This is a genomic window from Thiomicrorhabdus sp. ZW0627 (genome assembly GCF_029767005.1).
Classification (GTDB): Bacteria; Pseudomonadota; Gammaproteobacteria; order Thiomicrospirales; family Thiomicrospiraceae; genus Thiomicrorhabdus.
The window spans coordinates 242,504-263,003 of sequence record NZ_JARUQR010000001.1 but is presented as its reverse complement, the minus strand read 5'-3'; the positions used below and the strand labels follow the sequence as shown (position 1 = coordinate 263,003).

General features: G+C 46.8%; 21 protein-coding genes and 7 tRNA genes. 17 read left to right on the top strand and 11 right to left on the bottom strand.

Going from position 1 to position 20,500, the window contains the following annotated elements:
- Positions 1 to 22: 22 nt before the first annotated feature.
- Positions 23 to 1,441, bottom strand: a complete 1,419-nt coding sequence (locus QCB45_RS01330; protein ID WP_279418736.1) for an FGGY-family carbohydrate kinase — start codon at positions 1,439 to 1,441, stop codon at positions 23 to 25.
- 256 nt (positions 1,442 to 1,697) lie between these two features.
- Between QCB45_RS01330 and QCB45_RS01325 the strand changes: the two genes are divergently transcribed.
- The 3 genes from QCB45_RS01325 to yjgA are packed head-to-tail and all read left to right on the top strand — an operon-like array spanning position 1,698 to position 5,250.
- Positions 1,698 to 2,627 carry a cell division protein ZipA C-terminal FtsZ-binding domain-containing protein gene (locus QCB45_RS01325; protein WP_279418735.1) on the top strand — a complete coding sequence of 310 codons (930 nt, stop codon included), beginning with the start codon at positions 1,698 to 1,700 and terminating at the stop codon, positions 2,625 to 2,627.
- A 60-nt stretch (positions 2,628 to 2,687) separates the two neighbouring features.
- The gene (gene ligA, locus QCB45_RS01320) at positions 2,688 to 4,712 is read left to right on the top strand and encodes an NAD-dependent DNA ligase LigA (RefSeq protein WP_279418734.1); all 2,025 of its coding nucleotides are present in this window, start codon (positions 2,688 to 2,690) and stop codon (positions 4,710 to 4,712) included.
- A complete protein-coding gene (yjgA, locus tag QCB45_RS01315) occupies positions 4,705 to 5,250 on the top strand; it encodes a ribosome biogenesis factor YjgA (protein WP_279418733.1) in 546 nt (181 codons plus the stop codon). The genes ligA and yjgA overlap by 8 nt, the downstream gene beginning before the upstream one ends.
- Before the next feature lie 112 nt (positions 5,251 to 5,362).
- Here the strand turns inward: yjgA and QCB45_RS01310 are convergent, their stop codons facing one another.
- The 5 genes from QCB45_RS01310 to QCB45_RS01290 all read right to left on the bottom strand — a co-directional run bounded on the left by QCB45_RS01310 (position 5,363) and on the right by QCB45_RS01290 (position 8,284).
- Complete coding sequence (locus QCB45_RS01310; RefSeq protein ID WP_279418732.1) at positions 5,363 to 6,241, bottom strand: DMT family transporter; 879 nt, start codon at positions 6,239 to 6,241, stop codon at positions 5,363 to 5,365.
- Positions 6,242 to 6,313: 72 nt separating this feature from the next.
- Positions 6,314 to 6,829, bottom strand: coding sequence for an asparaginase domain-containing protein (locus QCB45_RS01305; protein ID WP_279418731.1), 516 nt, complete (start codon positions 6,827 to 6,829; stop codon positions 6,314 to 6,316).
- Positions 6,826 to 7,287 carry a transcriptional repressor LexA gene (gene lexA / locus QCB45_RS01300; protein ID WP_279418730.1) on the bottom strand — a complete coding sequence of 154 codons (462 nt, stop codon included), beginning with the start codon at positions 7,285 to 7,287 and terminating at the stop codon, positions 6,826 to 6,828. The genes QCB45_RS01305 and lexA overlap by 4 nt, the downstream gene beginning before the upstream one ends.
- 28 nt (positions 7,288 to 7,315) lie before the next feature.
- On the bottom strand, positions 7,316 to 7,615 hold the full coding sequence (locus QCB45_RS01295; protein ID WP_279418729.1) for a YciI family protein: 300 nt from the start codon (positions 7,613 to 7,615) through the stop codon (positions 7,316 to 7,318).
- 36 nt (positions 7,616 to 7,651) lie between these two features.
- Positions 7,652 to 8,284: a septation protein A gene (locus QCB45_RS01290; RefSeq protein ID WP_279418728.1), complete on the bottom strand. Its 633-nt coding sequence runs from the start codon at positions 8,282 to 8,284 to the stop codon at positions 7,652 to 7,654.
- Positions 8,285 to 8,455: 171 nt separating this feature from the next.
- Here QCB45_RS01290 and QCB45_RS01285 point away from each other — a divergent pair, with 171 nt between their 5' ends.
- From QCB45_RS01285 to rluB, 4 genes are all read left to right on the top strand, one after another.
- Entirely contained in the window at positions 8,456 to 9,319 is an 864-nt protein-coding gene (locus tag QCB45_RS01285) for a PHP domain-containing protein (RefSeq protein ID WP_279418727.1), read from the top strand.
- Positions 9,320 to 9,414: 95 nt separating this feature from the next.
- Positions 9,415 to 10,056, top strand: a complete 642-nt coding sequence (locus QCB45_RS01280; RefSeq protein ID WP_279418726.1) for an L-threonylcarbamoyladenylate synthase — start codon at positions 9,415 to 9,417, stop codon at positions 10,054 to 10,056.
- Positions 10,053 to 10,709: a site-2 protease family protein gene (locus QCB45_RS01275; RefSeq protein WP_279418725.1), complete on the top strand. Its 657-nt coding sequence runs from the start codon at positions 10,053 to 10,055 to the stop codon at positions 10,707 to 10,709. The genes QCB45_RS01280 and QCB45_RS01275 overlap by 4 nt, the downstream gene beginning before the upstream one ends.
- Before the next feature lie 29 nt (positions 10,710 to 10,738).
- Positions 10,739 to 11,620: a 23S rRNA pseudouridine(2605) synthase RluB gene (rluB, locus tag QCB45_RS01270; RefSeq protein ID WP_279418724.1), complete on the top strand. Its 882-nt coding sequence runs from the start codon at positions 10,739 to 10,741 to the stop codon at positions 11,618 to 11,620.
- A 74-nt stretch (positions 11,621 to 11,694) separates the two neighbouring features.
- Here the strand turns inward: rluB and QCB45_RS01265 are convergent, their stop codons facing one another.
- Both QCB45_RS01265 and QCB45_RS01260 read right to left on the bottom strand, forming a co-directional pair.
- Complete coding sequence (locus QCB45_RS01265; protein WP_279418723.1) at positions 11,695 to 12,315, bottom strand: hypothetical protein; 621 nt, start codon at positions 12,313 to 12,315, stop codon at positions 11,695 to 11,697.
- Between the two features lie 90 nt (positions 12,316 to 12,405).
- On the bottom strand, positions 12,406 to 12,831 hold the full coding sequence (locus QCB45_RS01260) for a DedA family protein (RefSeq protein WP_279418722.1): 426 nt from the start codon (positions 12,829 to 12,831) through the stop codon (positions 12,406 to 12,408).
- Between the two features lie 89 nt (positions 12,832 to 12,920).
- Here QCB45_RS01260 and QCB45_RS01255 point away from each other — a divergent pair, with 89 nt between their 5' ends.
- Positions 12,921 to 13,427: a ribonuclease HI gene (locus QCB45_RS01255; RefSeq protein ID WP_279418721.1), complete on the top strand. Its 507-nt coding sequence runs from the start codon at positions 12,921 to 12,923 to the stop codon at positions 13,425 to 13,427.
- 1 nt (position 13,428) lies between these two features.
- Here QCB45_RS01255 and QCB45_RS01250 read toward each other — a convergent pair whose 3' ends face one another.
- From QCB45_RS01250 to QCB45_RS01240, 3 genes are read right to left on the bottom strand one after another with little or no spacing between them, the layout of a single operon-like run.
- The gene (locus QCB45_RS01250) at positions 13,429 to 13,641 is read right to left on the bottom strand and encodes a SlyX family protein (protein WP_279418720.1); all 213 of its coding nucleotides are present in this window, start codon (positions 13,639 to 13,641) and stop codon (positions 13,429 to 13,431) included.
- Positions 13,642 to 13,652: 11 nt separating this feature from the next.
- Positions 13,653 to 15,506, bottom strand: coding sequence for a M61 family peptidase (locus tag QCB45_RS01245; RefSeq protein ID WP_279418719.1), 1,854 nt, complete (start codon positions 15,504 to 15,506; stop codon positions 13,653 to 13,655).
- Positions 15,499 to 16,611 carry an SLAC1 anion channel family protein gene (locus tag QCB45_RS01240; RefSeq protein ID WP_279418718.1) on the bottom strand — a complete coding sequence of 371 codons (1,113 nt, stop codon included), beginning with the start codon at positions 16,609 to 16,611 and terminating at the stop codon, positions 15,499 to 15,501. Before QCB45_RS01240 ends, QCB45_RS01245 begins: the two co-directional genes overlap by 8 nt.
- A 93-nt stretch (positions 16,612 to 16,704) precedes the next feature.
- Here QCB45_RS01240 and QCB45_RS01235 point away from each other — a divergent pair, with 93 nt between their 5' ends.
- The 9 genes from QCB45_RS01235 to QCB45_RS01195 all read left to right on the top strand — a co-directional run bounded on the left by QCB45_RS01235 (position 16,705) and on the right by QCB45_RS01195 (position 20,317).
- Entirely contained in the window at positions 16,705 to 17,718 is a 1,014-nt protein-coding gene (locus QCB45_RS01235; protein WP_279418717.1) for a hypothetical protein, read from the top strand.
- Between the two features lie 61 nt (positions 17,719 to 17,779).
- The gene (gene gltX / locus QCB45_RS01230) at positions 17,780 to 19,192 is read left to right on the top strand and encodes a glutamate--tRNA ligase (RefSeq protein WP_279418716.1); all 1,413 of its coding nucleotides are present in this window, start codon (positions 17,780 to 17,782) and stop codon (positions 19,190 to 19,192) included.
- 289 nt (positions 19,193 to 19,481) lie between these two features.
- A tRNA-Ala gene (locus QCB45_RS01225) sits at positions 19,482 to 19,557 on the top strand.
- Between the two features lie 101 nt (positions 19,558 to 19,658).
- Positions 19,659 to 19,734: transfer RNA gene (locus tag QCB45_RS01220), tRNA-Glu, on the top strand.
- Positions 19,735 to 19,738: 4 nt separating this feature from the next.
- A tRNA-Gly gene (locus tag QCB45_RS01215) sits at positions 19,739 to 19,813 on the top strand.
- 83 nt (positions 19,814 to 19,896) lie between these two features.
- Positions 19,897 to 19,972: transfer RNA gene (locus QCB45_RS01210), tRNA-Glu, on the top strand.
- A 31-nt stretch (positions 19,973 to 20,003) separates the two neighbouring features.
- A tRNA-Glu gene (locus QCB45_RS01205) sits at positions 20,004 to 20,079 on the top strand.
- Between the two features lie 4 nt (positions 20,080 to 20,083).
- Positions 20,084 to 20,158 (top strand) — tRNA-Gly (locus QCB45_RS01200).
- An 83-nt stretch (positions 20,159 to 20,241) separates the two neighbouring features.
- Positions 20,242 to 20,317, top strand: a tRNA-Glu gene (locus QCB45_RS01195).
- The last annotated feature ends 183 nt before the right edge of the window (positions 20,318 to 20,500 follow it).

Here is a 20,500-nt window from a genome sequence, read left to right as displayed (position 1 = left end):
TTTTTATTATCGTTATTGATTGTTATTTGATTAATCGGGTTACGCCGAAAGAGGCATCAAGAGAAAGCGGTTTTTTATGTTCCACAGGCAGATAAACGGCCCTCAAAGCTTGCCAGAACGCATTCTGAGTTCCGCCACCGACACTAAAAACTCGCTGTAAACGGCTCGCACCCATTTGTTGCAGGCGATTATAACCGAGTTCTTCGACATGACAGAGCCCCTGAAGCAGCCCCAACAAAAAAGCCGCTTTTTCTTCAGTTGAACTGTTCTCCTTCGGCTCTGGCGACGGCAGTCTCGGCTGCATCCGAGTATCTGAGATCGGAAACCGTTCTCCGGGGTGCAAAATCGGGTAAAAGCGGTCGGTATAAAATTCCTCAAGCCGCTTAGCTGCATGATGATCCTCTAAATAGGCGACCAAATCTTTGATTTCGTCTAGACTGAAATAAGACAACAAAACGGCACCGCCGGCATTCGACGCGCCACCGACCAACCAGCTGTTACCCAAGCGATGGCTATAGATACCGAACTCCGCATTGAAGATCGGTTTTTCAGATAACAGCTTAAGAGCAATGGTTGACCCCAAGGAGGTCACGCCGTCACCCGGAGACGAAGCACCCGAGGCTAAGAACCCGGCGATACTGTCGGTTGTTCCTAAATAAACACGAACCTGGCGAGATAGCCCAAAGCGTTGTGCCACCTCGTGATCAATCTCTTGTAAAAACTCACCAGGCCTGTTCACTTTCGGAAGAAGAACATTAAGCTGTTTTGAGTGCGCCGTCTGCTCAAGTAACCTCACAACCCAGTCAGGCCAAGCCTCTGCCAACAAGTCATAACCCAATTTCAGTGCGTTGTTTTCATCGGTTAAGCCAACACTTCCCGTAAGATAATGGTTAATGAAATCAATCTGGTGACAAATTGACACCTCCGAATTGTCTGTTTTCGCCAGTTCAGATTTTTGCAAGAGAAACATCACCTTCGCCAGTGTGCTGCTTGCCCCCAAAGCACCGGTTTCAACACCTATTTTTCGCGCGCGCTCTGCAACAAGCTTCGCTTCATTCTGAGCCTGTTGATCGTCGTACATCAAAGCCTCGGTAAGCGGGTTTCCGTCACCATCACAGAGCATCACCGTTGAAGAGGTGGCATCCGCGACAATGTGGCCAATATCTTGCCAATAAGGCGATTCCGACAATTTCGCAAACAGCCTCTTCAAAGCCTCTATCCAAACCAATGGATTCTGTGCACTGCGCCGACTGGCGCAATTTCTATCCGGCATCGGCATACCGACCTGTGCGCTGAAAAGCTCACAATGCGAGTGCTTTTCGCTACTTGCCCCCATAACGGATCGATCAAGTGAAACGATGCTTCCTCGAATACCGCTTGTACCAATATCCAAGCCAAGAATGAGCTCTTTGGAAAACAAATTATGTGGATTTAATACCATATCGTTATCACCGAAAAACCGTCGAATTTCGACACACAATAAAAAAACAGTTATTTTCAACTGCTTAGACAGGCGTCGAATCAAATCTAAAAAAAGAATAGTCGCAAGTTTAACAAATCACAGCAAATGAACCGAATTTTAGCTGACTTTAAACTGGAAATTCCGTATCTATAAAAGGTACAATCTAACTAATTTGATTCTTCTAACTCTGTTTCAGGAATCACTTGATTTAGACGCATATTTTGGAGCCGTTTTCATGAATGAGTTACAGCAAGTCTTGCTGGTGTTTGCAGTGATTGTCATTGCGGTACTTTATTTTTTAAGTAAAAAACGACAGATAAAATCCAAAGACCAAGCGACTGAGCAACAACCCAATCAAGTAACGGAACAGACCATTAATCTGGATGAAGCGGAAGCCATCACAGAAAAACACGAACAGGAAAGTATCATCGATGCCTTAAATGAGCAGCATGAAGCGCTTTCACCTCAAACAGAAGCCCGTCTCCATCTTCAAGAACCGGGCGTCCCTGAAAACCAGGCACGCCTTCCTTTTGGCGACGAGTTCGAAATGGAAACAACTGCCCAGCAAACGGCTGAAGCCGAAGCTGAACAAACCAGCACAGGCCCGAAACACCACGTTCTTGAAGTTGAAGATCTTTATACGCTTGATGAAGTCGGTGTGGCGCCGGAAGTGGATTCCAAAGTCAATTTTGGAATCCCTAAAGAGCAGGAGGGTATCTCTCCCGGGATCTCGCAAGGTGAAAAGACCGAACCTCAAATTTTTGCTCTACTGGTATTAAGCACAGGCGGTTCCGGTCAAGAATTCAGTATGGACACCGTCAACCAAGCACTATTGGGAGTCGGATTGAGTTTTACCGAAAGTCAGATCTACGTCACAACTGACAACAAAGGTAATGAGATAATCCGTGTCGCCAACATCCTTGAACCCGGCACGTTCCCGGCCGAAAACTTGCACAATTACACGACACCTGGCCTTGCCTTGATTCTTGAGTTGCCGACTACCAAACGTGCTCCGGCCGCGATGCATGACCTGATCATGATGGCTCGCAAGCTGTCACAACGTCTGAATGGTCGACTCTACAACATGGAACGCCACCTGATAAAAGAATCGGACCTCCAGGCCATGCGAGATGCAGCGGTAGAATACGAATCCGAACCGCTTTAAACTCCATGTCGGCCGCATTTGCGGCCAAGCCATTTCCAGCTTTTAGATAAAAACACCATCATGAATCCAGTTGAACAACAAATCCAAGCATTACGCGATGAGATCGCCCAGCACAATTACGCCTACTACGTACTAGACAACCCGCAAATTAGCGACGCCCAATACGACGAACTTTATCGAGAATTAGTTCGACTGGAACAAGAAAACCCCGAATTGATCACCGAGGATTCACCGACACAACGGGTAGGGGATCAACCACTGAAAGGTTTCACTTCGGTCACCCATGCGGTCCCGATGTTCTCCTTGGACAACGCTTTCAGCCAGGAAGACCTGGACAGTTTTGAAAAACGAATTCAGGAACGTCTGCCGGAACTGACAGCGGTTGATTACGCCGCCGAACCTAAAATGGACGGTCTGGCGATCAATCTTCGTTACGTAAACGGCATTTTCCATCAAGCCACGACACGCGGAGACGGCACAACCGGAGAGGATGTCACCCACAATGTGCGCACCATCCACTCGATCCCACTAAAATTGCTCGGTAACGGCTGGCCCCGTATTTTAGAAGTGCGTGGTGAAGTTTTCATGTCAAAACAGACATTCGAACAACTGAACCTCACTCAAATCGAAAACGGAGAAAAAGCGTTTGCCAATCCAAGAAATGCCGCCGCAGGTACCTTGAGGCAGCTTAATCCCAAAATCACGGCACAACGTCATCTCAGCTTTTATCTATACGGCTGGGGAGAGATCAGCGCCGACTGGCAATTGCCCGAACTCTACAACAATGTAATCCAACAGTTCAAGGAATGGGGGTTACCGGCCAACCCGGACGCGGAAGTGGTTACGGGCAAACAGGGGATGTTGGATTATTATGAGAAACTCAAGGAAAAACGCGTTGAGCTGCCTTACGAAATAGACGGGATCGTTTACAAAGTCAATCGTATCCAGTACTACTCACAACTCGGTTTCACCGCGAAAGCACCTCGCTGGGCAATAGCTCGTAAATTCCCGGCCGAAGAGGTCTGGACAGACCTGCTGGATATAGAGATCCAGGTCGGAAGAACCGGCGCGCTCACGCCTGTCGCCCGCCTCAAGCCGGTTGCGGTTGGTGGCGTTATCGTCTCTAATGCAACCTTACACAACCTTGATGAGATTCGTCGTAAAGACGTTCAAATCGGCGATACTGTCATCGTTCGCAGAGCGGGAGACGTCATTCCAGAGGTTGTCGGCCCGGTTCTCAGCAAAAGAACCGACGATGCCCGTGAGTTCGTCATGCCGATCCGTTGCCCGGAGTGTGACTCCGAAGTGGTCAAAGAACATGACAAAGCCGTCTACCGTTGTTCCGGCGGATTGTTCTGCCCGGCACAGCGCAAACGTGCCTTGCAACATTTTGTTTCCCGCAAAGCGTTCGACATTCAGGGACTTGGCGATAAACTGATTGATCAGCTCGCCAACCTCGAATGGGTCAAGCACCCCGATGACATCTTCAAACTGACGGTGGAAAAACTCAGCGGTTTGGAACGCATGGCAGAAAAATCGGCACAAAATGTCATCAATGCAATCCAGCAATCCAAGCAGACCACTTTTGCACGTTTCATCTATGCTTTGGGCATTCCGGAAGTTGGAGAAGTCACGGCCAAGAACCTTGCGCAACACTTCAAACAGCTTGATGCCCTGATGAAAGCCGAACTGGACGAATTGATCTCCATTCAGGATGTCGGTGACATCGTCGCCGAAAACATTCTGACTTTCTTTAAACAACCTCATAACCTGGATGTAATCCAGGGATTACTGGATGCTGGCGTGCAATGGCCGACACCGGAAGAGGTGAAGATTGAGAAAGATTCGCCTTTTAATGGTAAAGTAGTCGTTCTTACCGGCACTTTGCAACAAGGTAGCCGCAGTGAAGCCAAAAAGAGACTTGAAGCGCTTGGCGCAACCGTTACCGGAAGCGTTTCCGCCAAGACGGACTTCGTGATCGCCGGTGAAAAAGCGGGATCGAAACTCACCAAAGCGGAATCACTGGGTGTAACCGTCTTGAACGAAGAGCAATGGCTTGAAATGATGGGAGAAAACAATGGTTAGACCACGTAACGTCAACCGAACGAAAGCCTCGACGGAAGTTCCAGATTGGGAACAAGAGGAATTTCAAAGCCGTACACAGATTAAAAAAGCCGCGCAAGCCGTCACCGACCTAGGTGAGCAGATTGCCGAAATGTCGGAAACCGACATCAAAAAACTGCAACTTCCTAGCGAGTTCGAACAGGCTATTTTGCTGTTGAAGACCATGGACAAGGGTCCGGCTATTAAGCGTCAAAAATTATTCTTGGGTAAATACCTTCGTCAGAACGAACCCCTGATTGTCGAGATCAAAGACAAACTGGCCGAAATTGAAGCCAGAACCAAACAGCAGAACGCCCATTTCCAGCAACTGGAAAAATGGCGTGACCGTATGGTTGAAGAGGGCGATGACGCTTTAGCCGAATTTCTCCAGAAATACCCTCAGGCGGATCGTCAGCAACTGCGTCAATGGATCCGCAATGCGCAAAAAGAGCGTGAAGGCAACAAACCGCCTAAATCAGCCCGTCTGATTTTTAAATACTTGCGCGGCCTGGAATGGTAACAGCTTACGGATGAAGGGTTTAACCCTTCATCCAAAACCTAAAATAGAAACAGCAACCATTTGATTTAAAAGACATTAATCCGAACAGGCCTGTTCAATTTCAAATTACCCCTTATCGGCGCCAGACTCTTTGAAAGCGCCATTCGAAAATCATCAAGCCAAATACGACCAATCCGGTTCCGATCCATACGGACGCGTTCAACACCTCATGATTCAGCCAATGTCCTAACAACAGAGCAAACACCGGAGTAATAACCGGAATGAGCGCTACCTTGATCGCATCGACTTTTTTCAAAAGATAGAAATAAAGCAGGAATCCGCCAACGGAACCGATCGAAGCCGCATAGGCAATCGCCAAACTTTCTCGTGCTCCCAACTCAGGCCAATCAAACAAGGTGGTCGGCGCAATCAGGAATTGTCCTATGACCGTCACCCACAAAGCCCCGACAACCACATGTATGGCTGATAAATCGTGATTCAAGCGCTTGACCAAGACCGTTCCATAGGAATGGAACATCACTGAAAGCAACGCCACCAGAATAGCGATAACCTGCACCTGAACATATTGATGCTGAAGGTTAGGGGCAAAAATGACCACCAGTCCAGCCAGACTGATTAGCACGCCCAAGGCTTTCTTTACGGTCATACGGCTGTTCGGCAAACAATAATGAGCCAGAACGCCTGTTACGACCGGATTCAGGGCAAATAGTATTGCAATCCAACCGGACGGCAGATACTGCGAAGCCCAGTACATAGCGGTCATACCGCCAAGAATTGGAATACTTGCAGCAAGGTAGACCCTTAAGGCCTGCCATTGAAACGAAAAACTCGCTTTGGACCACCACCATAAAACCGGCAAGATCAACAATGCTGCAAGAGCGGTACGGGCGGCAACACCGAACATCCAGTCGGATTCACCGCTCCATTTAATCGCAAGCGGCGTTGTGGTCCAGATAAGAATGATGGACAAGTAAGCGATGGCAATTTGCATTAACGGAAGGCTTTGACAAACGGCAAACGGATTGCCGAAAAAGAAAAAAAGGGAATGTTCATTTCAAAGGATTTAACGATTCTCGAACAAACCGGCAGAACGGTTCTTTTTCACCTGATCGGCCTCGAATAATCGACCGTTCATGCAGATGAAAACGCCTGCTTTGGCTGTTTGTACCGCCATCATAGCCGCACCCATGTTAAAACCGGCGTCGGACCTTCCAAGCTTGTAAGGTCGCATTGCGCCGGTCAGCACAATAGTCTTTTCAGAAAGTTCAGCATTTCCCTTTAACCAAAGAGCCGTCTCCACCATTGTATCGGTACCGTGGGTAATCACGATTCGATTGCACTCGGATTCCTGACAGGCCTGACTGATTTTCTCCCGGTCGCTACCGTCCATCTGCAAGCTATCCTTTTGCATTAACAGATCCACCGTAATCGGCAGGGTGCAATTCGATTCGAACAATAGTTCTGGGATGTTCGTAACGGGAAAAACTAATTCACCGAGAATGGCATCGTAGTCCTTGTCGATGGTGCCGCCCGTAATGAATAGCTGGATCGCTTCGCTTTCAGAATGCTGGGCACTCATGGCTGTCTCAAAATACCTGTGACGATACCCAGGATTTCAATTTCTTCATTACGCAGGATGATCGGTTCCATATCGGGATTAGCAGGCTGCAGACGCACACCTGTTTTTTCGATATAAAGTTTCTTCATAGTGACTTCTTCATTATTGATGCGTACCACAACCGATTCACCGTTTTCCGCATTTGAGCGGCGTTCGATGATGACGATATCGCCATCCTCGATGTTTTCGTCGATCATCGAGTTCCCTTTAACGCGCAGAGCAAAGGTCTCTTTCTTAACCATTGCGGAAGGAACAGCAACCGTATCGTAATCCAGTTCCATCTGAATTGGCTCACCAGCCGAAGTCCAACCCAATAAAGGGATTTCGACAAAATCCTCTTCAACCAATTCCACAGGATCCTGTGGGTGAATATGCAATTTCTGGTTTCTGGTCGGAATCAAATAGGCTAGATTGCTCATACAACACCTCAATACTTAATAGGAAGAATTAGGGTAAAACTTTCTTAAACGGTTTGACGATGACTTTTTCGTAGACGCCGGCTTCCAAGTAAGGATCGGCATTCGCCCATTCTTGAGCTTGCTCCAGTGATTCGAACTCCGCTACGATCAAACTGCCACTGAAACCTGCGTCACCCGGCTCCAAGCTATCCACTGCTGGATTGGGTCCGGCCAACACAAGCTTACCAGCTTCGTTCAATGCGGTTAGGCGTTCGATGTGGGCAGGGCGGGCTTTCAGTCTTAACGGCAAACTGTTTTCAACGTCAAAAGCGTAAATCGAATAAAGCATCAAATATTTCCTTTTCTAAACACTTGAGTGATCAAATCACTTTTTATTAACCTTGTTGATTTCATCATCCTTGCCTGAAGCAGACATATCATGTGTCATTTCAACACCATCCAACAACTCATCGGCTTCCGCCTTGGAATCAGACTCCTGGATATAACGGCTGATATAAAGCCCCTGTAGCAGTATGAATACGATAGTCATACCCATCAAGCCAAACAGCTTAAAATCTACCCAAGTATCAGTATCGTAGTTGAACGCCACATATAAATTGACGATCCCGGAAATCAAGAAGAATACCACCCACATGATACTCAAGCGGGTCCAGATAACATCCGGAAGATGAATCGCTTGATCCATCATGCGACGGATAATCGGCTTGTTACCAATTACATGACTACCCAAAAAGACAAGAGCGAAACCCCAGTTGACGATGGTTGGTTTCCATTTGATAAAGTCCTCATCCTGTAGTGCCAACGTCAAGCCACCCAGCACCAGAATCAACACCAGCGTGATGACGTGCATTTTTTCAACACGCTTGTGCTTGAAGTAGACATAACCAACCTGGACAACGGTTGCAACAATGATTACCGCTGTGGCGGTATAGATGTCGTACATCTTATAAGCGATAAAAAATAAGACGACGGGAAATAGATCAAATAGTAGTTTCATGAATTTTTTTGCTAATTTGTGTTAAGTTACTCCAAAACGTTGTCCGAATTGAAAGTAAAGACGATAATTATCCACGATTCTAGCCGTGTTTGAAGCAGATTGAAAGCTCAGTCACAAAACATTCCATAGAATTATTCTAACGCCCAAACCTCAAGTACCTGATACAGCATCATGAAAGTCGATTTTCACTGCCATACAACCGCTTCCGACGGATCACTTAACCCCAGCGAATTAATCGATCTGGCCGTTCAATACGAAGTTGAAACTCTAGCAATTACCGATCACGACACCACGTCGGGTTACAGCCAAGCTTTGGAGTACGCTACTAAAAAGGGCATCAGACTGATTCCAGGCGTCGAAGCATCCTGCGATTGGCAAGGGCATACCATCCATATCGTCGGCTTGGATTTTGACCCCGATAACGAAGAATTGCAAAAAGGCTTAGAACTCATCCGAGCCCTACGCCAAAAACGGGCAGACGCCATGATTGACAAACTGGCAGCGCGGCCCAATTTTCAAAAGCTCGATCTTGCCGACCTACTGGAACAGCAGATTGGTGAAGGCGTGGTCGGAAGAGGGCACTTCGCACAGCTCCTTATCGAGCAGAATTACGTTAAAAACAGCCAGCAAGCCTTTGATAAATATCTAAAAAAGGGCCGTGTCGGCTATGTGAAAAGCGAATGGCCCGACTTGGCGGATGTCGTCAATTGGATCAAACAAGCCAACGGCATCGCCGTCATCGCCCATCCTGGTATCTACAAATTCACCAGCCGCAAATTGAATCGCTTAATAGAAGACTTCATCACGGCAGGCGGTCAAGGAATTGAAGTCGTCAACCATCCCCGTCCATCATCGGATATGATGGGTATGGCCGAACGTGCAAAACGTTACGACTTACTTGCCTCGATCGGTTCCGATTTCCATCGGCCCGAGCACAGCTGGAGAGGGCTTGGGTGGCTTGCACCTCTGCCCGAACACTGCACCCCTGTCTGGGAACACTTCAAAAAACCGCTGTTCATAAACGGCAAACCATAAGTCTCGTTCCGCGCGACAGAGCTTTACTCACGCATTCCATAGACAGTAAGTGCTATAATAAAGCCCAATCAAAATGGGCTTAAGCCTACAAGTTAGTGAGTGTAAAAACTACCGTGCGAAAAGAGTGTCAATACATTTCCGTTCACCCTGACAATCCTCAACCCAGACTGCTTCAGCAAGTTGTTGAAATACTGGAAAAAGGTGGGGTGATTGCCTATCCGACAGAATCCGGATATGCACTCGGCTGTCTGCTCGACAACAGTGATGGTGTTAAGCGCATCCGCGGCATTCGTGGCGTAGACGAGAATCACAACCTGACCTTGATGTGCCGCGACTTGAGTAACCTATCCGAATACGCCAAAGTCGGTAACACGCAATTTCGTTACTTGAAAAGCCATTTGCCCGGGCCTTATACGTTCATACTTCCAGCCAGTCGGGAAGTTCCAAGAAGGTTACAAAGTCCGAAAAAGAAAACCATCGGCTTACGCGTCACTCCTAATACGGTGACCAATGCACTGCTATCTTATTTCGACAAACCGTTACTCAGCTCCACTTTAATCAAACCTGGAGACGAGCACCCAATGACAGATGGATGGACCATTCGCGAAGACTTGGGACATGCCTTAGATGCCGTTTTGGACGGCGGGTTTAGCGGTTTCGAACCAACCACAATCATTGAATTTACCGATGATGAGCCAGTATTGATCCGCCAAGGACAAGGGGCTTTTATAGAATGAATGAATTGACACTTATCCAAAAAATCGCTGTTTGGGCTATACCGGTTATCTTTGCCATTACCGTGCACGAAGTAGCACACGGATGGGTCGCGTCGAAATTTGGCGACCAGTCGGCACGAATGCTCGGCCGCTTAACGCTGAACCCAATCAAACATATCGACCCCATAGGAACGATTGTTGTGCCATTAGCGCTTCTCATGCTTGGTGGATTCATTTTCGGCTGGGCAAAACCGGTACCGGTCAACGCACGTAATTTTAAAAGACCGCGCCATGATATGGCCTGGGTTGCGATGGCGGGACCACTTTCGAATTTCATCATGGCCATTCTTTGGGCCATCATCATAAAAATCGGAATAGCCACACAAGGCTCTGCCCCTGAAATCGGTCAGTTCCTTGTCTACAGCGGTTTAGCAGGCGTCAGTATCAATCTGATCCTGCTTGTATTGAACCTTCTGCCAATTCCACCTTTAGACGGCAGTCACGTGGTTTCGGCACTGCTTTCTCCACGACTGGCCTGGCAATATAATCGTATAGCGCCGTTTGGCTTTATCATCCTAGTCGTCATGATGGTGATGGGATTATTAACACCGATTTTGATCGGCCCCTATACCTTTATCCAACAATTTATTTATAGCGTGGTAGGGCTTCACTAAGCCTTTCTTTGCACATACAGAGTCTTGTTATGAACCAGCAAACAGATGAAAAATTACAGAAAATTTTGGCACGAGCCGGTTACGGTTCCAGACGCGCTGTCGAAGCCCTGATTGCCCAAGGTAAAGTAAAACTTAATGGCCGAGTCGCTCAGCTGGGTGACCGGGCGACGGAAACAGACCGGATTCAGGTAAACAACCAGCCGGTAAAATCGAGTCGCCTGGTCAAACAGCCGACTCAGGTTATCCTGTACAACAAACCGGAAGGACGCCTGTGCACGCGAAGCGATGAAAAGGGGCGTGAAACCATCTTTACTCAGCTACCACGTATCCACAACGGTCGCTGGATCAGTATCGGTCGTTTGGACTTGAACACCAGTGGCCTGTTGATTCTGACCAACAACGGCGAATTGGCTAACCGTTTAGCCCACCCATCTTTCGAAGTGGAACGTGAATATTTGGTGCGAATTTTCGGTGAAGTCGAAGACTCCGTTGTCAACCAATTGAAAAAAGGAATCGTACTGGAAGACGGACCTGCAAAATTTGAACAGATCAGTCGCTTTAAGACAGATGAAGAGTCGATGAATAACTGGTTCCGGGTTACCATTAAAGAAGGGCGAAACAGGGAAGTGCGACGTATGTGGGAATCACAAGGGGTACAAGTCAGCCGCCTGCAACGCGTCCGCTATGGTGAATTCAGACTACCTAGAAACCTGAGAAAAGGAAAAACCCAAGCCTTGACTTGGAAACAGATCAACCAACTTCTGAAGAGCGTTGACTTGCCGGAAGAGGCTCGTCCTGACATGAGACAAACAAACAACGTAGACAAAAAAAGATTCGTCAAGAACTCACGCTCAGGCCAAAGAGCACTAAGTGGCAAGAAACGGACAATTCACGATCTAAGTAAGTTTTAAATAAGCCAGAAGACTGAAAGAGGGGGCTTTAAATGTAAAAAGAAGCTCCACGCACTCATATTGGTGCTACGGAACTAAGCTGCATCAGCCTCTTTCTTTTCTTCGGTTTTAGTGACTTCAACCTCTTCAACCCAGAGGATCTCACTTGAACCTTCACCTTGATCACTCCGAACCATGGAGGTTTTCCAGAACCATCCGTCTTTACCTTGGACATTAACCAACTTACCCGCCAAACGAATAATCTCTCCAGTACGGACTTCCTTAAGTTTCTGGGCAATCTGCTCGTTGGAAGGAATCAAATGCACGTTCGCAGTTTCGTTAATGATATGGTACTTAGAAACGGGGGGTAACTTGCTGTACCATGAATGCCAGCGAACACTCTGACTGAATGTAAATTGATCCACTATCCCCTGATCGGACATCAACTTCCATCCTAAAACAAAGTCCATAGGTGAGATTTTGGATGCTCTATCAAGATAATAATGCTCTTGATGCAGAACCTTGGCCTCAATTTGAAAATCGGCCACAGCAGTGATTTCATGATTTTTGAAATTAAACGTCTCCGGATAACCCAAATTCCGCTGAACCGGGTCGTCATAAGCCTCTTCACCCGGTGGAAGATGAACTGCTGGAAGCGGTTGGAAGTAATCCCACGCAAAATATCCCAGAATGGCTAAGAGGATAAGTTTTTTCATAATCTCATTCTAGCTACTATTTTATTAATTCAATGATACTAAATACGTAACACACTTTATACCACTTTGAACATGTTCGAGTGATTTAATTCAAGTCAGCCAGTAAAATGCCCCTAATAAAACCGCGTAACGTATCCCTTTACCAATCACGACCAAAAGTGTAAAAACAATCAAGTTCACCCGCATTACCCCAGCAATAAAAGTTAACAAGTCACCAAAAACCGGAGCCCAAGAAAAAAGCAGTGACCAGACACCATAACGCTGAAACCACTTCTGACTACGGTGTAAATTCTCGACTGTAAACGGGAACCACTTTCGGTCCTGATAATGCAAAAAATATCGACCCAACAGGTAATTTACGACCGACCCTAAACTGTTTCCAAGCGTCGCGCTAAACCATAAAAGGAAAGGGTCATAATCCAGAGCTAACAAACTGGACAAGAACACTTCGGATGCCGCCGGGATCAAAGTGGCAGCCAAAAATGAAATCGCAAAAAGACTAAGATAAGCTTCCATATATACGCAGTATTAGAACACACAGTATCAATGCAAGAAAGCGAATCCATTCATTTGATTTCCTTAGTGATTTGATTAGAATTGTTCACATGACCTTATTATCAAAAGTAGAAACTTCAAAAGACCAGCCTACGGCCTCATGCTCAAACTGCCTCAACATCTACACAGATGGCGGCTACGTCGAAAAAAAGGACGTTGGGGGATGGGGAATCGTGATCATCGCACCAGACAACCGACAATTAAGATTTTCAGGTTCCCAGCGAAATACTTCCAGCCTGGAAATGGAGCTTAAAGCGGCCGTTCACGCTTTGGAAGAGATCCAGAACTTTCCACTCAATGACCTGATCATTCAACTTTTCACCGACTCAAAGATACTGATTGAAGGGTTGGATTATAAAATCCGACAATACCGCCAGCAAAACTGGGTACATAAATCGGGGCGCCCGGTCGAATCCCGGTCGCTTTGGGAACGGTTTGAAAGCCTGACTCTGGCGCTCAAGGTCAACGTAAAATGGGTAAAAGGGCACAGCAAGGTAGCAGGAAACCTGGTCGCCGACCAGCTCGCCAGAGAAGCGATCCAAGGTTTGCACAGCTAGATCAATAATGCGGAGGGGGAACTTCCTGGTTAGGATCCTTAATTGTTTCCTCACGCAACGTTTTCAAATATTCGGACAACAAACGCAATTGCGTCTGCAACGTCTGAATCTCCTGATGCTGTTTGGCCACGGTATTCTGTAGTGCCTCAATCACATCATCCTGAAAGGCCTGGGTCATCTCTATGGAATGTAGCTTGTCTTGTAATTCTTGCATATCCGAACTCATCAAATCGCGCCCTCCAATGAAACTTGCATTGACAGCCATTTCGATTCCACGTCACCTTGCATAATAAGCTGCACACGATCCTCGGGGGCAGCAGCCAGTTTGATTTCGGTCTGTCTTAATTCATCCCGACGAAAATAGTGACACTCCCATACAGGCATTTCCAAATCAGAATCCAAACGTTTCAAGCGTTTTTCAATCGATGCACTGGAAGTCGTTTTCAAACGGTTAAGGGAAACAATCTCGTCTCCGGCAGCAAGGCCGGCGTCATAGGCTGCCTGTCCATTCCAGACATGCGTAATCTTGACTGTCTGATGCTCCGTATCAACCAGGTTCGCCCCCAAATGAGTCGCCATCAACGGGGCACTTTCCTCTCCACCTTTATCCGCCAAACCAGCAGCACTGCGCAAACTGAATTCGATGTTTTCGGCTTTGAAAAGTTCATTAAAAGGCAAGTCTTCGGTTCCGTATAGGTAACGCTTGAAAAATTCATCCAGCTCCAATCCCGTGACTTGAGAGCAGATGGCTTCGATCTGATACTCCTCCAAACCGGTTCCTGTACTGCCGTAAAACTCCCAAAGATGTAACAAAACATCGTCTAACGACTTTTCGTTTCTGGTTCTCTGGCGAATCCACAAATCCAACCCTAAGGCAATCAGGCTGCCTTTGGTGTAATAGCTGATGATCGCATTCGGCGCATTTTCATCCTGTTGATAGAATTTTGTCCAGGTCAGCCAGCTTGATTCAGCCACTGACTGTTCAAAACGCCCTGGCATTCTGTATACACGGGTCATCTGCTCGGCAAGCAACTGCAGATATTTCTTCTGATCGATGATTCCGGCTCTCAGTAAGATCAATGCATCATAATAAGAGGTGACACCTTCAAACCACCACAATTGATTTGTAAACGCTGGCTCTTTCAGATCGGACAGCTGATAAACCTTAGGCTGGATGCGTTTTACATTCCACAGGTGGAAATATTCGTGGCTGCACAACTCAAGAAATTGCAAATAACCTTCGGTTGCTTCCTTCATGCCAGGATAGGGCAAATCATCCCGACTACACATCAGAGCGGTCGAATTACGATGCTCCAACCCGCCGTAATCACTGCCAGTCACCATCACCTGAAACAAATAGTTTTCCATCGGCGCGGGTTCACCAAACATGCGAATTTCAGTTTCGCATATCTTAATCAGATCCTTTTTCAAACGTTCTTCATCACACTCAAATACGCCGGTTAGCACCATTCTGTGCGGTATTCCACAGGCTTCGAAATGGATATCGACGAAGTCTCCCATTTCAACCGGATAGTCGATCAAAGAACTGTAATCATCCGCATAATAAATACCGAATCCAAACTCATCGATTTCAACGGACGGCATACCACAAGCGACTTTCCAGCCGTTTGCTAGACAAAAATCAGTCGCAACGACCTTCATACGGCAAAGCTGATCGCGCTGACCGTCTACCGCCAGAAAAACCGAGGTGCCGTTGAAGAAAGCGTGAGTCTGGTCAAAGTGTGCCCCCCGCACGGATAAATCCCAGGCATAGACCCGGTAACTCAAAGTAACAGGTTCTCCATCACTGTCGAATTGCCAGGTCGATGTATCCACCGCCACCAAGTCGACACTCTCGCCATGAGCGGTTTTACCTTTCAAACCGATCAAGTGTTTTGAGAAGTCGCGAATCAGGTAACTTCCAGGAATCCAGTTCGGTAATGAAACCGTCTGAACTGGCTGAGTAGGCTTCTGTATAGTCACGCTCACCTCAAACTGGTGACCGTTTGGATCTGCTGGTGTAATCGTATATTCGATAGCGGAAGGGTGGTTGGTATGACTCATAACGTTACTACTCAATTTCTGGCTCTCTACTCAAAATAAGAAGGTGCCCGTTTTTAAGGGCGATAAAGGTTCTGACAGTGAAATATAAAACAGTCAGTGACAAAGCCGCCAGTAAAGCTACCCCCAGGTAACTGTATAGCGGCAATCGAAGGCTCTGATACATAATCAGGCTTGCTATTGCCATCACCGTCAACGGAAATACGCCTGACCAGGATGCCAAACTGAAGGGGATTTTGCTAAATCGAAACGACTGACTCAATAGCAAGAAACTTAAAAACAGGCTGGTATAAAACAGAATTCGTGCGACCAAATCCACCTCAAAAACTCCCGCCTGATTGGTCAGTGTCATATAAGCGATGAATCCAAGCGCTGGAGGCGCAATGAGTATAAACAAAGTCGGCTCCAGATAAGAGGCCAGGGGTGGGTGAAAAAACAGGCGATACAAGATCAAACTGAACATAATCAACCAAAAGGTCAAACCGATACTTAAAAAGAACCAGCCCAATTCAACCGGAAACGTTTTAGGTAGACCTAACGGGATCAATAAAAGGCCGACAATCGGTAAAAACCACGCCGGATTCAGATCGCTCACTTGCCAATGTTCCTGGTAAATCCAGCTGCTCACGATATAAATTGCAATCAAAAACTGTAAGATGGATCCAATCACAGTCAACATCATGGATAAAGCAGGGGACAGAGAATACAACATTAATCCCAGTAGAATAACGCTGATACTGATACTGGAGAAAAAATTTCCCTCGGAAGCGTTTTTAAGCTCGTTCGCACACAACTTGAAGTGGAATAACAATTTCAGGAAATAGACAATAGCAATCCCGGCAAACAGAAAAAATCCAATCCAAAACACACTGGATCCAATCCAAAAAATCACGTCGGCCAACGGCCAAACGAATCCAATCGCTTGCAACAAGGTTTCATACCCCAACGCCAGGCCCAAATATCCAACAGCAACACTAAATAAGCTAATAGGAATTCCTGCCGATTGTGAGATTAATTTCTGAAACATACTCAAAGCTATCGCTGACTGAACCGTTATGAATTTAATTGAAGATGAATTATACGTTGTATTTAAGGTTATTATAGATTGAACCGTATAAGACAAGACTTATAATCTCAATATAATCCGTATCGTACAAGGCCTATTTATAACTCATGTGGCCGTATTTCAAATTAACCTCTATATGAAGTGAGATTGATGAATTTTCGTTTTTCACCCTCCGTCATCTTTTTTGGTATTCCCATGGGGTTATTGGGGAGCGTCCTTAACGGCCGTCATCTCGAAACGATGTTCGACACTCATATTTTCTATGTTGATTGGTTACTCTGGTATGGTTGGCTAGCTCTAGCCATCGTCGGGGGGGGCTATCTATTCGGGTTCTTTACACCAAGCCGCCACAAACTCAAGGCCGAGTGGCTAAATACTTTTCAAATCTCACTGTTCCCGTCAATTACACTGTCCCTGATTTTGGGAATCGTCACCCTGTACGAAACCTTCACGCTTTCCGAAACCCAGCAGGCCTGGTTGTACACCGTCTATTTCCTAGTGGTTCTATTTCATACTTTTCTCAATGGATTATTGATCAATCGCTGGATTTTCGAACCGAGCGTTCCAATTCAAGACCACAAACCAACTTGGTTCATCCTCTTGTCCGGAAACTTCGTCGTCGTCATTTCCGGTCTGACCCTGTTTGACGCCGAACAACTTGCAGCCTGGCCGGTTTGGAACGAATTATTGTGGTTCTACTTTTCAGCAGGCCTGTTGATTTGGTTCAGTTTCGCTGTCAGTCAATTTTATCGACTGTTTTTCGAGCCCAGCCTTGAACCTGCCTTGAGACCAAGCCTTTTTATTTTTTTAGCGCCCCCATCCTTAGCAACCATCGCTTCGCTTCTATTGATCCATCCTGATCTGGCACACTCTTTACCACAAGAAAACGAACTACCGATGCTAACCTGGATGCTATACAGTTTCGCGATCTTCATGTTTATCTTATTGATGGTGTCCGCCAAGCATTTTATAAGCTGCGGTTTGACCACAACAGGGTGGGCGTACGTCTACCCGTTGGCCGCGTTCGGTTTTGCCACACAGTATATGGCGCAAATACTTAATAGTCCGGTGCTCTCTTTCGCCAGCATCGTAATTTTCTTTCTTGTTACACTTTTCATTACTTTATTATCCGGTCTATTGCTAAAGCACATCATCAAGTCGTGAGATTTAACGACCGAGCGTTTATAATAGGCCTTTATTTTGAGACACCTTTAAGGAACTTTTTGTGATTCGTACTCGATTTGCACCTAGCCCAACGGGCTATTTACATATTGGTGGGGTAAGAACAGCCCTATTTTCATGGTTATACGCCAAAAAACTTGGCGGTGAATTCATCCTAAGGATTGAAGACACCGACTTGGAACGCTCCACGGAAGAATCAGTCAATGCCATCCTTGAAGGTATGAGCTGGCTAGGTCTGGACTACGACCAGGGGCCTTTCTATCAAACTCACCGTTTCGAACGCTACAAAGAAGTGATCGACCAACTGTTCGAAAAAGGTCTGGCCTATTATTGCTACGCGACTCCAGAAGAACTGGACATCATGCGAGAAGCACAAAAAGCAGCCGGAGAGAAGCCACGTTACGACGGTCGTTACCGTGATTTCACCGGTGAGCCGCCGGAAGGTGTCGAGCCGGTCATCCGTTTCAAAAACCCAATTGACGGTGAAGTCATCATCGACGACATGGTCAAAGGCAAAGTGGTCATCGGTAACAAAGAGCTAGATGACCTTATCATCGCCCGTTCGGACGGCACGCCGACCTATAATCTAACCGTTGTTGTCGATGACTGGGACATGGGCGTTTCTCACGTCATCCGCGGTGATGACCATCTAAACAACACGCCACGCCAGATCAACCTGTACAAGGCAATCGGTGCCGAAGTGCCTAAGTTCGCACACATTCCAATGGTTCTAGGCGAAGACGGCAGTCGTTTATCAAAACGCCACGGGGCGGTCAGCGTTCTACAATACAAAGAGCAGGGCTTCCTGCCTGAAGCATTGTTGAATTATCTGGTTCGCCTGGGCTGGTCTTACGGCGACCAGGAAGTTTTCACCATCGACCAGATGGTCGAATTCTTCGATTTGGATTCCGTCAACAGCTCTCCATCCACTTTCAACACTGAAAAGCTGACCTGGGTCAACGAACAGCACATCAAGATGGCTAAGGCTGAACACCTTGCGAAACATCTTGCACCGTTCATGACGCAACACGGTTGCGACCTGTCCCAAGGGCCGGATCTGGCAGAAGTGGCAGACCTACTGCGAGACCGAGCGAAGACTTTTGTTGAAATGGCACAAGCAGCCACTTACTTCTACAACGATTTTGAAACGTTTGAAGAGGGTGCAGCTAAAAAACACTTGCGTCCGGTTGCCGAAGAACCTCTTAGAGTTCTACTAGGCAAACTTGAACAAATCGACGAATGGCAGGCTGAAGCCATTCACGCAGCCATTCACGCCACCACCGAAGAGCTTGAAATCGGTATGGGCAAGATTGGAATGCCTTTGCGTGTTGCCGTTACAGGAGGAGGGCAGTCACCTGCAATTGATGCTACCGCTCAACTGATCGGTAAATCACGATGCATCGAACGAATCCATCTTGCACTTGAATTCATAGAGAATCGAAAAGAAGCCCAATAAGGGAAAACGGTTCAGGGAGAATGGAAGGAATCATTCCATCCATTGCGATTGCGCCAAATGAAAAGGGACTGAACGGTCCCTTTTTTATTTTCTCTCCATTTTTACAATAAAAAAAACGCCTTCAAACCGTCGCGATAATCGTGAAGAATAACGGCTTACGTTAGCTTCTCGATTCAAAAATCAAGCACTTAACTTCCTTTCAGAATATTTGGGAAAAAAGTGTCACATTTTTTAAATAAATGCTTGACGGTTCCCGCCATATCTATATAATACGCACCCATCAGCTCGAGGGGCTATAGCTCAGCTGGGAGAGCGCAACACTGGCAGTGTTGAGGTCAGCGGTTCGATCCCGCTTAGCTCCACCAAGTTGATATAGTTCATATAGCTTAAAGCTGTAACTTGAACTAAAAACTGAAAGGCATTTCGGTTTGGATTTTTAAGAAATTAAGAATCAGTTTTACAATGCGTCCCGTTCGTCTAGAGGCCTAGGACACGGCCCTTTCACGGCTGTAACAGGGGTTCGACTCCCCTACGGGACGCCACTATGCGGGAATAGCTCAGCGGTAGAGCACAACCTTGCCAAGGTTGGGGTCGCGAGTTCGATCCTCGTTTCCCGCTCCATTTTTAAGTGGGTTGAATTCAAGCTATTAGGCCAGCGTTACTGAATTCAGCCGACTGTCAGCTGAAATACTGACAAACAATCTGTCCCGTTCGTCTAGAGGCCTAGGACACGGCCCTTTCACGGCTGTAACAGGGGTTCGACTCCCCTACGGGACGCCACTATNGAAATTAAGAATCAGTTTTACAATGCGTCCCGTTCGTCTAGAGGCCTAGGACACGGCCCTTTCACGGCTGTAACAGGGGTTCGACTCCCCTACGGGACGCCACTATGCGGGAATAGCTCAGCGGTAGAGCACAACCTTGCCAAGGTTGGGGTCGCGAGTTCGATCCTCGTTTCCCGCTCCATTTTTAAGTGGGTTGAATTCAAGCTATTAGGCCAGCGTTACTGAATTCAGCCGACTGTCAGCTGAAATACTGACAAACAATCTGTCCCGTTCGTCTAGAGGCCTAGGACACGGCCCTTTCACGGCTGTAACAGGGGTTCGACTCCCCTACGGGACGCCACATACTAAAAGCTCACTTTACGTGGGCTTTTTTTATTTCTAGCCTTTGAAACTCCCGACTGTTAAACTAAAACCCAATCAGTAATATTTCCGACTGAACCCACCTACAACGTTGTAGTCTCAACATACAAATAAAATCAGAATGTCATTCAACCGGATATGGTTTGCAATCTTTTCTTAATAA